We start from the raw sequence: 12,650 nt of genomic DNA on the forward strand, positions 1-12,650 counted from the left end.
CTACGTTGATTTAGGTGTTCGGTGAAGTGACTCAGGGCGCAGCTGTGTGTACCGCTTTAGCTCGTTCCAAGACTCGTGAAGCGTGACCGCCGCAACCTCTGGTATGTCGTAACCCAGTTCGAACAGTCGCGAGGTGGCTTCGTGACGGAGGTCGTGAAAGCACAGGTCCACAATCTGTAGCTTCGTGCAGGCCCTGGTGAAGGCGGTCCCCACCGAGCTGGCTTTGTAGGGAAAAATCCGTCCATCGGTATCCGTCTTCGGTTGCCGTTGCACGATCTCCCATGCATCCCCCAGGAGGGGGAACGTCTTGTGATTTCCCGCCTTCCTACGGGGGTGCTTGGCATCCCTGAGCAGGGCAGTTCGGTTGACCAGGTCGACGTCGGACCACAGCAGCCGGGTGATTTCGCTCTCTCGCTTCGCGCTCAGGATGGCGAAGTCAATGATGTCGACCATCGGAATGGTCGACCGCCACGCGGCGGCTCGGAAATGGTCTCGCAGGCTCTGCAGCTCGTCGGCGGTGGGCCGCCTGTCCCGACGCTTCGACTTTCCAACCAGTCGCAGCAAGCGCAGCACTGGCCGCGCTTCGGCGACGGGGTCGCTGGCCATCTTCACGCCCTTCATCGGAGCGGCGAGTTTCAGCAGCTCGGAGAGGTAGCCCAACTCTACGTTCATCGTCGCGGGCGCGCAGGCTGGGATAATTACCCCGTTGGCCATCATGTGGTCGCCGCGGATCCGCCGGCGGGCATGCTCGATCACGTCGTTGGCTGTCAGCCGCCTAGCCACGATGTCGCCGAGGCTCTCACGGATCCGCGACATGTTGCCGGAATGAGTTTTGGAGATAGCCCTGACGGTGGCCAGCTCGTTGGTCCGCCAGTCGATTAGCTCACCAATGGTGATGTCCTCACCTGGTGTGCCACCTCGAGCCTCGTAGTCAGCCTGCTCGCGCTCAATGCGCTCGGCCCAGGCTTTCGCTGCGGTCTTGGTGGGGAAAGTGCGGTATTGGTCTTTGTGGCCCTTCCGGCGCACCATTGCGCGCCAGCGGCCGTTGCGGTTCTGCAGCGTTGCCATGTTGTTGTGCCATTCCCTGTTGTGCCAATCCCTCGCTGGCACAGTAATGGTACAACTGGTCGGAAAATGGCGGGAAAAAACGGGCAAATGCGGGAAGAAGTGAGTGCCTTATATGGTTGATAAGTCGATGAAATCTATGGAATTGAAGGGTATTCGTCTTTGCGTGGCGCCGATGATGGATTGGACGGACCGCCATTGCCGCGTGTTCCACAGGCTGCTGGCCCCGGGTGCGCGGCTGTACACGGAAATGGTGCACGCCAACGCGGTGATCCACGGCGACCGGGAGCGCCTGCTCGGCTTCGATGGCAGCGAACAGCCGCTGGCCCTGCAGCTGGGCGGCAGCGATCCGGCCCTGCTCGCGCAGGCCGCGCAGATTGCCCAGGACTGGGGCTACGACGAGGTCAATCTCAACTGCGGCTGCCCCTCCGACCGGGTCCAGGCCGGCCGCTTCGGCGCCTGCCTGATGCGCGAGCCCACTCTGGTGGCCGAGTGCGTGGCGGCCATGGTCGGCGCGGTGGACATCCCGGTCACGGTGAAGTGCCGGTTGGGTGTGGATGACGACAACGACTACGAAAACTTCGTGAACTTCGTCGATCAATCCGCCAACGCCGGCAGCGCGATGTTCATCGTGCACGCCCGCAACGCGTGGCTGAAGGGTCTGTCGCCGAAGGAAAACCGCGAAGTGCCGCCGCTGCGTTACGACTGGGCGCACCGGCTCAAGGCCGACCGCCCGCAGCTGCAGATCGTGCTCAACGGCGGCTTGGCCACCGTTGAGGCTGCCCAGGCCCAGCTGCCCGCGCTGGACGGGGTGATGCTGGGCCGCGCGGCCTACCACGACCCCTACGTGCTGCATCAGCTGGAGGCTGCGCAGACCGGTGCTGCGCTGCAGCCACGCGAGGCGCTGCTGCGCGCCATGCGCCCCTATATCGAGGCCCAGCTGGCCGGTGGGCTGGCGCTGAAGCACATCACCCGCCACCTGCTGGGCCTGTTCCACGGGCAGCCCGGTGGCCGCGCCTTCCGGCAGGTGCTGAGCGAGGGTGCGCACCGCCCCGGCGCCGATTGGAGCCTGATCGAGCAGGCCCTGACCATCACCCGCGATCAGGCAGAACGCGTCGCAGCGTGAACCGCGTCTCAGACCGCGCTTGACATCGGGCGACAAGTAGCCGTCAATGTTCACCTAGATGAACAAAGCGATGCGGCGGTCAGAAAAGTTCAGACCGGATTCACTGCGTAAAACCAAGAATTTGCAAAAGATTCGTAAAGTGCCGGCCCAGGCTGGCGGCTGCCGATTCACAACTTTTGAACGTTTTGACGCGCTCCGCTAGGATCAGACCTGATGTCATCCGTAACCCGCCACCGCCGTCTTGCCGTTGCCGCCCTGCTGGCGAGCGGTGCCGTTGCTGCCATTGGCAGTGCCGGCGCCCAAGCCCCCCAGCCGGATCCGGCCCGGGCAGAGATGGTGCGGGCCTCGCGTGGTGCCCCGCCGGAACGCTCCCTGTCCGACGCCGTGCGGCGGGTCCAGCGGACCACCGGTGGACACATCCTCGGCGCCGAACGGGTGCCCTTCGATGGCCGGGACATCAACCGGGTGAAATACATGGATGACAGGGGTCGCGTCCGCTACATGGACGATCCGGCCCAGCCGCGTTCACAGCCCCGCACGCCGCGTTCGGATATGTCATCACTACGCGGCGATAACCCCTGAACGGGGATAGTTGTCCGCAGTCATCTGTTAGCCACTGGCCCCAGGCCACACCCAGGACACTAGGGAGAGTTCATGCGTATCCTTCTGGTCGAAGACGAAGCCCCGCTGCGGGAAACCCTTGCAGCCCGGCTCAAGCGCGAAGGCTTTGCCGTCGATGCCGCACAGGACGGTGAGGAAGGTCTGTACATGGGCCGCGAAGTGCCGTTCGACGTCGGCATCATCGATCTGGGTCTGCCCAAGATGTCGGGCATGGAACTGATCAAGGCGCTGCGCGACGAGGGCAAGAAGTTCCCCGTGCTGATCCTTACCGCCCGCTCGAGCTGGCAGGACAAGGTCGAAGGGCTCAAGCAGGGCGCCGACGATTACCTCGTCAAGCCGTTCCACGTCGAAGAGCTGCTGGCACGCGTCAACGCGCTGCTGCGCCGCGCGGCGGGCTGGAGCAAGCCGACCCTCGAATGCGGTCCGGTTGCGCTGGATCTTGCCGCGCAGACCGTCAGCGTTGCCGGCAGCAACGTGGACCTCACCAGCTACGAGTACAAGGTGCTGGAATACCTGATGATGCATGCCGGTGAACTGGTCTCCAAGGCCGACCTCACCGAACACATCTACCAGCAGGATTTCGACCGCGACTCGAACGTGCTGGAAGTGTTCATCGGCCGCCTGCGCAAGAAGCTGGATCCGGACGGCGAACTCAAGCCGATCGAAACCGTGCGTGGCCGCGGCTACCGCTTCGCGATTCCGCGCAACGAGGGCTGAGCCGTTAGTCCGGCGATGGGATGATGTCAGGCCGTCTGTGGTTCTTTAAACGCTGGCGGCCGCGCTCCCTGCAGGCACGGCAGCTGCTGGCCGCCAGTGTGAGCCTGCTCGCCTTCCTGGCGATTGCAGGCTACGCGCTGGATGCCGCGTTCGCCGATACGGCGCGCGCCAACCTGCGCGAGCGCCTGAAAAACTATGCCACCGCCTACGCGGCCGGCATCGACTTCACCCGCGACCGCTCGCTGTACATCCGCGAGCAACCGCCGGATCCCCGTTTCGACGTGCCCGGTAGCGGCCTGTACCTGCAGGTCGTCATGCCCGACGGCAAGGGCAACTCCATGTCCGCCGAAGGCCCGATGCTGCCCACCGTGGGCGGCAAGCTGCTGGCCCCGCGCCAGGAAGTCTTCGAAGGCCCGCTGCCGATGATCCAGATCGACGGCAGCCAAGGCTCGGTGTACCGCTATGGGCTGGGCCTGGTGTGGGATGCGGACGCCGACCCCGCCACCGAATTCCCGTACACCATCTACGTGATGGAAGACTCGCGCGCGCTCGGTGCGCAGCTGCGCGTGTTCCGTGGCCGGGTGTGGTTCTGGATGGGCGGCGCGGGACTGATCCTGCTGCTGTTGCAGACCGTCATCCTGCAGTGGAGCCTGCGCCCGATGCGGCGGGTGATCACCGAGCTGACCAAGGTGCAGCGCGGCGAAACCGAGCGCATGAGCGAACGCCACCCGCGCGAGCTGGAACCGCTCACCGACAGCATCAACGCCTTCATCGAAAGCGAGCGCGAGAACCTCGAGCGCCAGCGCAACACCCTGGCCGACCTGGCGCACAGCCTGAAAACGCCGCTGGCGGTGCTGCGCACGCAGCTCGACAGTGGTGCGGCCGACCAGGACCTGCGCCAGGAATTCGATGTGCAGCTGCGCCGCATGAACAACCTGGTGTCCTACCAGCTGGCGCGCGCGGCATCGTCGGGCCACAAGCTGTTCTCGGCGCCGTTGCCGATCGAGTCCAACGCCGAGGAAATCGTGCGCGGGCTGGAGAAGGTGTACGCCTCCAAGGGCGTGCTGTGCGAATTCGACATCGACGACGGCGCGCGCTTCCATGGCGAGCCGGGCGACCTGCAAGAGCTGCTGGGCAACCTGCTGGAGAACGCCTTCAAGTGGGCCAACCGCCGCGTGCTGCTCACCGCCAAGCCGTTCAGCGCGCCGGGCATGCGTCGCGCTGGTCTGGTGCTGTCGGTGGACGATGATGGCCCGGGCATCGCCCCGGACGACATCGCCAAGGTGCTGCAGCGTGGCGTGCGCGGCGACGAACGCGTGCAGGGCCACGGCATCGGCCTGTCGATCGTGCAGGACCTGATCAAGGACTACCGCGGCGAACTGCAGGTCAAGCGTTCGCCGGAACTGGGTGGCGCGCGGTTTGAAGTGAAGTTGCCGCCCGGGCCGTAAGTCCAGAGCGTACCGACTAACAGTCGGTACGGAGCCCAAACGCAGGCGGCGCCCCATAAAACCGCCTCAAATGCCCGGCCACAACCGGCATTTCCGCTTCCAGCACATCCGGCGCCGAGAAGTGATACTCCGTCGCCACCGCAAAGAACTCATCCGGCGCTTCGGCCGCATACGGATCAATCACCGTCTCCACGCCGGCATCCACCTGCGCACACAGCGCATCGAATGCCTGCTGGAAATCGGCGGCCCACTGCTGCTGCCACGCACGCGGCAGCGGCGGGGTGCCATCAAGCACGCCATCGAGCACATCGATGCGGTGTGCCATCTCATGCACCACCACGCACGCCCCTTCGTGGGGATGCTCCAGTTCGGCCTGCACGTCATGCCAGGACAGCAGCAGCGGGCCGTTGTGCGACACCTGGCCGATCGCTTCCTCTTCCCACTCGTGCAGCACCCCGTCTTCATCCATCTCGCTCTGCGGCACGATGAAGCCCTCGGGGTACACCAGCACCTGCGACCAGCCACGCAATCCCACCTCGCCCAGTTCCAGCAGTGGCAGGCAGCACAGCGCGGCAATCAGCACCGCGTCATCGTCGCCCAGCTGCAGCCCGCCAATGGGGGTAATGGTCTTGTCGTGCAGGAATGCGGCGGACAGCACACGCAGGCGCTGCACACGTTCGGGCGGCAAGCCGCGCAGCCACGCAGTGCGCTGGCAGGTGCGTTGCCAGGCGGAATCAGGAATCGGGCGCGGAGACGAGCGCAGCCAGCGCAACAACGACTGGATCAGCGGAACATGCCCGGCAGGAAGCTGTGCCATTTCGGCGCACGCAGGCGCGGCAACACATCGTCGTCGCCGCCACCGCCGGTGCTGCCCGGTGCGGTTGCGCTCGGCTTGACCGTGGTCGGTGCGGTGCTGGTCGGCGTGGTCGCCGGGGCCGCACGCTCTTCAGCTGCCGAATACACGCAGCCACCCCGGCCCGAGCTGGTCAGCGCATCGGAAGCGTGCGCGGCCATCGGGGCCAACAGCAGGAGCAGGCAATGGGCGAACGGGCGCATCGTCAACATCCGGAAGGGCCAAGGGGGTCAATCTTCGATTCTAGCCCGATTCACTGTCTCAATTGGAAGCCCCGGGGCGGGCGCTGTCCGGCGCTTTCCCGCATACTTTTGCCGATCAACCGATGGAAGCTGCCGTGGACGACCGCCAACTGCTGGCCAAACTGGGCGCCGGGCGACTGTCCGGCGACGCGCTGGCCCGCGAGCTGGGCCAGACCCGTGCCGCAATTTGGAAGCGAATTCAAGGGCTTAGAGCGGCAGGCATCGAAATCGATGGCCGCGCCGGCGATGGCTACCAGCTGCAGCAGCACCTGGATCTGCTCGACGCCGAAGCGATTACCACCCAGCTCCCCCCTGCGCTGAAGCCCCTGCTGGACACCCTCGAGGTGGCCTGGACGGTCGGTTCGACCAATACAGAATTGTTGCGGTGCAGCGCGCCGGAGCGCGGCGCGCGCGTGCTGCTGGCCGAACGCCAGACCGGTGGCCGTGGCCGTCGCGGCCGGGCCTGGGCGTCGCCACTGGCCGCGCACGTGTACCTGTCGGTGCTGCGCGGCTTCGCGGGGGGGCTGTCGCGGCTGGGGGGGCTGAGCCTGGTCGCGGGCGTGGCGGTGGCCGAAGCGCTGCGCGCGCACGGCGTTGCCAACGTGGGCCTGAAGTGGCCCAACGACATCGTGGTGGACGGGCAGAAGCTCGGTGGCCTGCTGGTCGAAGGCGGCGGCGAGTTCGCGGGCCCGGCGCGCGCGGTGATCGGGCTGGGCATCAATGTGCGCATGCCGGCCGCGTTCGGTGCCGGGATCACCCAGCCGTGGACCGACCTGGCCACGCTGCTGGGCAACGACATCGAACGCAGCGCAGTGGTGGCCTGGCTGCTGGCGGCCCTGCTGCCGGCCCTGGAAGCGTTCGAGCGCGACGGCCTGGCCCCGTTCCTGCCGCGCTATGCCGCGTTGGACAGCCTGGCCGGACGCACGGTGCGGGTGGACGATGGTGGCGTGATGCATGAAGGGCAGGCGCTGGGGCTGGCCGACGATGGCGCGCTGCGGGTGCGTATCGACGGCAGCGAACGGGTGTTCCATGCCGGGGAAGTCAGCGTGAGGGCGCAATGAGCGATTGGTTGTTCGACCTGGGGAATTCGCGATTCAAGTTCGCACCGCTGCAGGGCATCCGCGCGGGCGATGTGCAGGCCTGGCCGCATGGCGCCGAAGCGATGCCGGCCGATGCGCTGGCGCAGCTGCCCAGCGGTGACACCGCCTACGTGGCCAGCGTGGCCGCCGCTGCGCTCACTTCCAGCATGCTCGAGGTGCTGCGCGCTCGTTTTACCCACGTTCGCGTGGCAACCACCGAAGCCAGCTGCGCCGGCGTGCGCATCGCCTATGCCGATCCGTCGAAGTTCGGGGTGGACCGTTATCTGGCGCTGATCGCCGCCGCCGAACGGCACGAAGCCGTGGTCGTGGCCGGTGTCGGCACCGCGCTCACCATCGACCTGCTTGATGCCGATGGCCAGCATCACGGCGGCCGCATCGCTGCCTCGCCGACCACCATGCGCGAAGCCCTGCATGCACGCGCGGTGCAGCTGCCCGCGCAGGGTGGCGACTACAGCGAGTTCGCCAACGACACCGCCGACGCCCTCGCGTCGGGCTGCGACGGCGCAGCCGTCGCGTTGATCGAACGCAGCCGCGTGCAGGCCGCCACCGTGTTGGGCAGGGTGCCGGCGTTGCTGGTGCACGGCGGTGGCGCACCGGCGCTGATGCCGTTGCTGGCCGATGCACAGTTCCAGCCGGCGCTGGTGCTCGATGGTCTCGCGCGCTGGGCGGTGCACCAGCCACCGGCGTCGCGGTAGGATCGCGGCATGCTTACCCGTGCCCTGATCGTCGTACTGGCCATCCTCAACGTAGGCGTTGCGCTGTGGTGGATGCTGCGCGGCGAACCCGCGGCGGCGCCGCCCGCCACGCCTACCGGCGTAGCCCAGCTGCAGCTGCTCGACAGCCCCAGTGCACCGGCAGCGGCCGCACCCGCACCGGGCGCCGCAAGCGCGCAGCCCGCTGCCACCACCACGGCACTGACAGACACCACCCCGGCACCGCCCAAGCCCACCGCACCAGCCACGCCGGAACCCGCCGCACCCAACCCCGCGCCGACGACGGCTGCGGTAGCGCCGGCCGTTGGCCGGCCCACGGAAACCCCGCCGGCCCCCACACCCGCCGCCCCCCTCCAATGCATCAGCCTCGGCCCCTTCGCCGATCGCGACACCGCCATGGCCGCCCAGGGCAAGGCCGGCGAACTCGTTCAGCGTTCGCGCCTGCGTGAAGTCCTCAAACCCGGCGCCAGCAGCACCTACCGGGTGATGATGCCGGCCGCCGCCAGCCGCGAAGAGGCCCAGGCCACGGTCAAACGCATTGCCGCAGCGGGCATCAGCGATTACTACATCATGGCCCAGGGCGAAGACGCCAACGCCATCGCCCTGGGGCAGTACCGCAACCGCGAAGGCGCCGAGCGCCGCCTGGCCGCCCTGAGCGCGGCCGGCTTCAGCGCCCGCCTGGTCGGCGGCAGTGAAGGCAGCGCGCAGTGGTGGGTGGATGCGGCCCTGGCCGACAAGGCCAGCCCCGGCGCAGCCCGCCAGCGCAGTGGCGCGGCCCAGCAACGCTCGCTGGAATGCGCGGGCTTGCGCTAGAATCGCCCTCCGCGCCGGCAATGCCGTCGCCGTGCCTTTGCCGGCATAGCTCAGTTGGTAGAGCAACCGCCTTGTAAGCGGTAGGTCCCCAGTTCGAATCCGGGTGTCGGCACCATCTTCAGTTCGTCTCGGCGTACCGATACGACAGCAGCGATTTCACCAGGAACGTCACCTGCGTGGCCGAACGCGCGTCTACGCGCATCACCGGCAGGCGGTGACCTGCGTCGAACAGCGCATTGCGGAATTCCGGAATCAACAGCGCCGGGTACTCATCGGTACGCGTCACGCCCACCGCCAGGCTCGCTTCCGGCGCGATGCGCGAGAACTCCTGCAGCAGCTCCACCGTGGAAGCAACCGGCTCCGGATGCCCGGCGCTCACCAGCACGATCACGCCCAGTGCGCCTTCGCACACCATCGGCCACATGAAGTCCAGGTAGCGCTGGCCCGGTACGCCGTAAACATGCAGCAGTTCGCCGTCATCCAGTTCGATCGAGCTGTAATCGAGTGCGACGGTGGTTTCCACCTTGTCCCCCATCGCGTCTTCGCTCATCGGCATCTCGGTGCTCACCGGCTCCACGTCGGAGATCGCACGCACCGCCGTGGTCTTGCCGGCGCCCATGCTGCCCACGAACACCAGCTTGTTGGCGGGCAGGCTCATGACGGGCTCCCCTGGAACAGGTTCAGGCCGAAGCGGCGCGCCACCCACGAGAAGAAGCGCGAATCACCGGCCTCACGGCGGCGGGAAGTTGGGGGCACGGCAGGCTCCTGGGTCAGGGCGAGGCCACTGGCTACAGCAGCACAGAAGAGGGATTGCACCGTGTTGCGCGGCATCTGGCAAGCTGCCGCCAATGCAGTGGGCTGCCACGGGCGGGCATGCAGGCAGGCAATGGCCAGCAGCCAGGTGCTGGGCACATCATCCGGGTTGAGGTCCGGCCAATGGCGCAGCTTCATCGGTGCGTGCTCGGCAGGTGCCGGCAGCAGCAGGGGGCGATGGCGGGCGATGCAGAAATACAGCGCTTCGAACGAGTAGCGATGCGGCAGCCGGTACGCGTACTGGTGCTCGAACGTCGGCGCATCGATGACGCTGCCCGACCAGGCCACATCATCCAGTTGTGCCACCAGCTCCGACAGCGTCGTGGTGGGCGGCAGCGCGATGCTGCGCGTGGCGGTATCCACCAGCACGGTGATCGCACCCCGCTGCAGCAGGTGCAGGTCCGAACCGGTGGACGAAGCCAGCTGCAGCAGCAGTGGCACACCGTCGGCGGGCCGGTCCACGCTGGGCGCGGCCTGCAGCAGGCTGGACAGCTGTTCGTTGATGTCGCGCACGGTGGCGCCATGTGGCAGCCGCCCCGGGGCGGGATCGGCATAACGGCGCGCGATCGACAGCGTGGGTACGTTGGCCGCATGCGCCTCACTGAGCGCGCGCGCGGCATCGGCGTGATCCAGCCCGATGACCAGCAGGTCGCAGGCATCACCGGACCACGGCTGCAGCACCACCTCCATGCGCTCGGCGAGCAGCATCGAACTGGCCAGTTTCAGGCGTGTGTGATGCAGCACGTCCAGCCCGATGGCGGCAATGCGGAAGGAACGGGTGGGGGTATTCATGGGGGTGTACCGCGCAACCGAAGCGACCACCGCGCCGCGCCCGGTCAGGGGCACGGCACGGCGGCACTGCCTGCGATCAGCTGAAGTCCAGGGTCTTCTCGAAGGCCTTCAGTTCATGGCGCGACATGGCCAGGTTGGCCTTGCTGCGGTCCATCACCACGTACAGGAACAGCAGCGGATTGCTTTCCAGCGGGCGGATCAGGTGGTACTGCGTGGTCAGCGTGATCAGCAGATCTTCCAGGGTGTCCGACAGGCCCAGCTGCTCGGCCACGCGGCGCTTGGCACGCACCACTTCGGTGTTGCCGGCAGCGGCCAGTTCCAGGTTGATGTTGCCGCCGCCGACCATGGCCAGGGCCATGCCGCTGTCACCGTCGACCAGTGCGGCGCCGACGAAACCGGCGAGCGAATTGAGCTTTTCCAGATTGAGATTGGGCACGTAAATCCTTTTTACTTCAGGCAGTGGGAGAGGCAGGCGAATGCCTGCCGGAAGGGCACAACAAAACCGAAGGGTGCTCAGGCCGCGCGCGGGCGCAGCACGGAATCGAGGCGCGAGGCGCATTCGCGCGCGTGGAACAGCAGCACGGCCATGTTGACCTCATGGCCGGCCACGGCGGTGAGGGTCAGCGGCTTGTCGGCCTGGATGCGGATCAGCACCACGTTGCCGAGCTTGGTGCAGATGGTGGCGTAATCCGCTTCGCTCAGCGCCAGCTCGCGCGAGACGGTCTCGCCAAGGGTCAGGAACGAATTGGCCATGGCGGCCAGGCGGCGGCCATCCACGCCCAGCGTGGAATCTTCGGCCACGGCGCGGCCGTCGGCGGTGGACAGCATCAGCAGGCTCAGCCCGCGCTCGCGTTCGCGCGCATGCTGGAAGGCCTGTTCAATGGCGGCGGTGTCATACAACTGCCGGGCCGGCTGGCTCTCGCCACTGGCATTGCGGACGATCTGGTGGATGCTGCTGCGCTGCACGTACTGCCCCCTGAAACACGACAAAACACGGACCAACCCTGCGCGGGTTAGTCAATCAGTACTGCGAAGAAGTGTGAAATGTAGCACGTAATTTTTGCCTTCACGGCCAACGCAAGATGAACCGCAGTGTTCCTTTCGTGTGTGTCAAAGCATTGACACATAAGGCTTTCGCGCTGGGTCCGGATGCGACGTGGCGGGTCATTCCGCGCCGCCCGCGGTCAGCGCTTCGGCGCCTGCTGCTGCGACGCCGCGAGTGGTTTGGCGGCCGGATCACTAGACTGGTGGGATTTTCCGTGTGTGTGGAGTCAGCATGAGTAATCGTCAACCTGCGGTGTCCCTGATCGGCGTACCCACGGATATCGGAGCCGGTGCCCGGGGTGCCGGACTGGGACCGGAGGCGCTGCGCATCGCCGGCCTGGCCGAGGCCTTGGCCGCGCGTGGCGTGGACGTGCGCGACTGCGGCAACCTGGATGGCCCGCGCAATCCGTGGACGCCGCCGGAGCAGGGCTACCGCCACCTGGATGAAGTGGTGGAATGGAACCGCGTGCTGATGGACGCCACCTATGCCGAACTGCAGGACGGCCGCCTGCCGATCATGCTGGGCGGCGACCACTGCCTGGGCATCGGCTCGATCACCGCCGTGGCGCGCTGGTGCCGCGAACAGGGCCGTGACCTGCGCGTGCTGTGGCTGGATGCGCATTCGGACTTCAACACCAGCGAGGTCACCCCGTCGGGCAACGTGCACGGCATGCCGGTGGCCTGCCTGTGCGGGCTGGGCCCGGACGCGCTGACCAGGCTGGGCGGTGATTCCCCGGCGATCTGCCCGCAGCAGGTGCGCCAGATCGGCATCCGTTCGGTGGACCAGGAAGAGAAGCGCCTGATCAAGCAACACAAGGTGGATGTGTACGACATGCGCTACATCGACGAGGCCGGCATGAAGCGCGCGGTGGAAGCGGCGCTGGAAGGCATCGACGGCAACACCCACCTTCACGTCAGCTTCGACGTGGACTTCCTGGACCCCAGCATTGCCCCGGGGGTGGGCACCACCGTACCGGGCGGGGTGAACTACCGCGAAGCCCAGCTGGTGATGGAAATGATCGCCGACACCGGGCGCATGGGCTCGCTGGACATCGTCGAACTCAACCCGTTGCTGGACAACCGCAACGCCACCGCAGTGCTGGCCGTGGACCTGGTGGAGAGCCTGTTCGGCAAGTCCACGCTGATGCGCGACTGAGCGGTAGCGGGGTTTCCCGGCGCGTGGCTGAACGGCCACGCGCCGCGTTCACATCGATTGCACGCGCCAGACCCCAGATTGCATCTCACGCGGGGGCAGTGCCGGGAACGGCGCCGACACCTCCGCGATCTGCAAGAGGCAGGTGGG

Annotated in this window: 15 protein-coding genes and 1 tRNA gene; 9 read left to right on the forward strand and 7 right to left on the reverse strand. The window is 66.8% G+C overall.

Translation table 11 applies throughout. From position 1 onward, the window contains the following. Complete coding sequence (locus BAY15_RS02140; protein WP_068848560.1) at positions 1-1,068, reverse strand: site-specific integrase; 1,068 nt, start codon at positions 1,066-1,068, stop codon at positions 1-3. 127 nt (positions 1,069-1,195) lie between these two features. Between BAY15_RS02140 and dusA the strand changes: the two genes are divergently transcribed. The 4 genes from dusA to BAY15_RS02155 all read left to right on the forward strand — a co-directional run bounded on the left by dusA (position 1,196) and on the right by BAY15_RS02155 (position 4,977). Beyond that, positions 1,196-2,191 carry a tRNA dihydrouridine(20/20a) synthase DusA gene (gene dusA, locus BAY15_RS02145; protein ID WP_099047379.1) on the forward strand — a complete coding sequence of 332 codons (996 nt, stop codon included), beginning with the start codon at positions 1,196-1,198 and terminating at the stop codon, positions 2,189-2,191. Positions 2,192-2,404: 213 nt separating this feature from the next. Next, positions 2,405-2,773: a hypothetical protein gene (locus BAY15_RS18745; RefSeq protein WP_083214038.1), complete on the forward strand. Its 369-nt coding sequence runs from the start codon at positions 2,405-2,407 to the stop codon at positions 2,771-2,773. A 72-nt stretch (positions 2,774-2,845) separates the two neighbouring features. Then, positions 2,846-3,529: a response regulator transcription factor gene (locus tag BAY15_RS02150; RefSeq protein WP_004136763.1), complete on the forward strand. Its 684-nt coding sequence runs from the start codon at positions 2,846-2,848 to the stop codon at positions 3,527-3,529. A 23-nt stretch (positions 3,530-3,552) separates the two neighbouring features. Then, entirely contained in the window at positions 3,553-4,977 is a 1,425-nt protein-coding gene (locus BAY15_RS02155) for an ATP-binding protein (protein WP_068854505.1), read from the forward strand. A 16-nt stretch (positions 4,978-4,993) separates the two neighbouring features. Here the strand turns inward: BAY15_RS02155 and BAY15_RS02160 are convergent, their stop codons facing one another. Together BAY15_RS02160 and BAY15_RS02165 are read right to left on the reverse strand one after the other, a co-directional pair. Next, a complete protein-coding gene (locus BAY15_RS02160) occupies positions 4,994-5,794 on the reverse strand; it encodes a zinc-dependent peptidase (RefSeq protein WP_068848564.1) in 801 nt (266 codons plus the stop codon). After that, positions 5,761-6,033, reverse strand: coding sequence for a hypothetical protein (locus BAY15_RS02165; RefSeq protein ID WP_068848566.1), 273 nt, complete (start codon positions 6,031-6,033; stop codon positions 5,761-5,763). The genes BAY15_RS02160 and BAY15_RS02165 overlap by 34 nt, the downstream gene beginning before the upstream one ends. A gap of 134 nt (positions 6,034-6,167) precedes the next feature. Here BAY15_RS02165 and birA point away from each other — a divergent pair, with 134 nt between their 5' ends. The 4 genes from birA to BAY15_RS02185 all read left to right on the forward strand — a co-directional run bounded on the left by birA (position 6,168) and on the right by BAY15_RS02185 (position 8,813). Beyond that, positions 6,168-7,133 carry a bifunctional biotin--[acetyl-CoA-carboxylase] ligase/biotin operon repressor BirA gene (gene birA / locus BAY15_RS02170; protein ID WP_068854506.1) on the forward strand — a complete coding sequence of 322 codons (966 nt, stop codon included), beginning with the start codon at positions 6,168-6,170 and terminating at the stop codon, positions 7,131-7,133. After that, the gene (locus tag BAY15_RS02175; RefSeq protein ID WP_068848568.1) at positions 7,130-7,867 is read left to right on the forward strand and encodes a type III pantothenate kinase; all 738 of its coding nucleotides are present in this window, start codon (positions 7,130-7,132) and stop codon (positions 7,865-7,867) included. The genes birA and BAY15_RS02175 overlap by 4 nt, the downstream gene beginning before the upstream one ends. 9 nt (positions 7,868-7,876) lie before the next feature. Beyond that, entirely contained in the window at positions 7,877-8,698 is an 822-nt protein-coding gene (locus BAY15_RS02180; protein WP_068848570.1) for an SPOR domain-containing protein, read from the forward strand. Positions 8,699-8,737: 39 nt separating this feature from the next. After that, positions 8,738-8,813 (forward strand) — tRNA-Thr (locus BAY15_RS02185). Between the two features lie 3 nt (positions 8,814-8,816). Here the strand turns inward: BAY15_RS02185 and BAY15_RS02190 are convergent. From BAY15_RS02190 to BAY15_RS02205, 4 genes are all read right to left on the reverse strand, one after another. After that, on the reverse strand, positions 8,817-9,356 hold the full coding sequence (locus BAY15_RS02190) for a GTP-binding protein (RefSeq protein WP_068848575.1): 540 nt from the start codon (positions 9,354-9,356) through the stop codon (positions 8,817-8,819). Further along, positions 9,353-10,303, reverse strand: a complete 951-nt coding sequence (locus BAY15_RS02195) for a hypothetical protein (RefSeq protein ID WP_068854507.1) — start codon at positions 10,301-10,303, stop codon at positions 9,353-9,355. Before BAY15_RS02195 ends, BAY15_RS02190 begins: the two co-directional genes overlap by 4 nt. A 76-nt stretch (positions 10,304-10,379) precedes the next feature. Beyond that, entirely contained in the window at positions 10,380-10,739 is a 360-nt protein-coding gene (locus BAY15_RS02200; RefSeq protein WP_068848577.1) for a hypothetical protein, read from the reverse strand. Between the two features lie 77 nt (positions 10,740-10,816). Continuing rightward, complete coding sequence (locus tag BAY15_RS02205) at positions 10,817-11,269, reverse strand: roadblock/LC7 domain-containing protein (protein WP_068848579.1); 453 nt, start codon at positions 11,267-11,269, stop codon at positions 10,817-10,819. 310 nt (positions 11,270-11,579) lie between these two features. Between BAY15_RS02205 and rocF the strand changes: the two genes are divergently transcribed. Further along, on the forward strand, positions 11,580-12,503 hold the full coding sequence (rocF, locus tag BAY15_RS02210) for an arginase (RefSeq protein WP_068848581.1): 924 nt from the start codon (positions 11,580-11,582) through the stop codon (positions 12,501-12,503). Positions 12,504-12,650 lie beyond the last annotated feature (147 nt).

Origin of the sequence: Stenotrophomonas rhizophila (assembly GCF_001704155.1) — a bacterium.
GTDB lineage: Bacteria > Pseudomonadota > Gammaproteobacteria > Xanthomonadales > Xanthomonadaceae > Stenotrophomonas > Stenotrophomonas rhizophila_A.

Coding starts and splice junctions, on each gene's coding strand:
- BAY15_RS02140 (WP_068848560.1), bottom strand. CDS start 1,068: ATGGCAACGCTGCAGAACCGCAACGGCCGCTGGCGCGCAATGGTGCGC.
- dusA (WP_099047379.1), top strand. CDS start 1,196: ATGAAATCTATGGAATTGAAGGGTATTCGTCTTTGCGTGGCGCCGATG.
- BAY15_RS18745 (WP_083214038.1), top strand. CDS start 2,405: ATGTCATCCGTAACCCGCCACCGCCGTCTTGCCGTTGCCGCCCTGCTG.
- BAY15_RS02150 (WP_004136763.1), top strand. CDS start 2,846: ATGCGTATCCTTCTGGTCGAAGACGAAGCCCCGCTGCGGGAAACCCTT.
- BAY15_RS02155 (WP_068854505.1), top strand. CDS start 3,553: ATGTCAGGCCGTCTGTGGTTCTTTAAACGCTGGCGGCCGCGCTCCCTG.
- BAY15_RS02160 (WP_068848564.1), bottom strand. CDS start 5,794: ATGGCACAGCTTCCTGCCGGGCATGTTCCGCTGATCCAGTCGTTGTTG.
- BAY15_RS02165 (WP_068848566.1), bottom strand. CDS start 6,033: ATGCGCCCGTTCGCCCATTGCCTGCTCCTGCTGTTGGCCCCGATGGCC.
- BAY15_RS02175 (WP_068848568.1), top strand. CDS start 7,130: ATGAGCGATTGGTTGTTCGACCTGGGGAATTCGCGATTCAAGTTCGCA.
- BAY15_RS02180 (WP_068848570.1), top strand. CDS start 7,877: ATGCTTACCCGTGCCCTGATCGTCGTACTGGCCATCCTCAACGTAGGC.
- BAY15_RS02190 (WP_068848575.1), bottom strand. CDS start 9,356: ATGAGCCTGCCCGCCAACAAGCTGGTGTTCGTGGGCAGCATGGGCGCC.
- BAY15_RS02195 (WP_068854507.1), bottom strand. CDS start 10,303: ATGAATACCCCCACCCGTTCCTTCCGCATTGCCGCCATCGGGCTGGAC.
- rocF (WP_068848581.1), top strand. CDS start 11,580: ATGAGTAATCGTCAACCTGCGGTGTCCCTGATCGGCGTACCCACGGAT.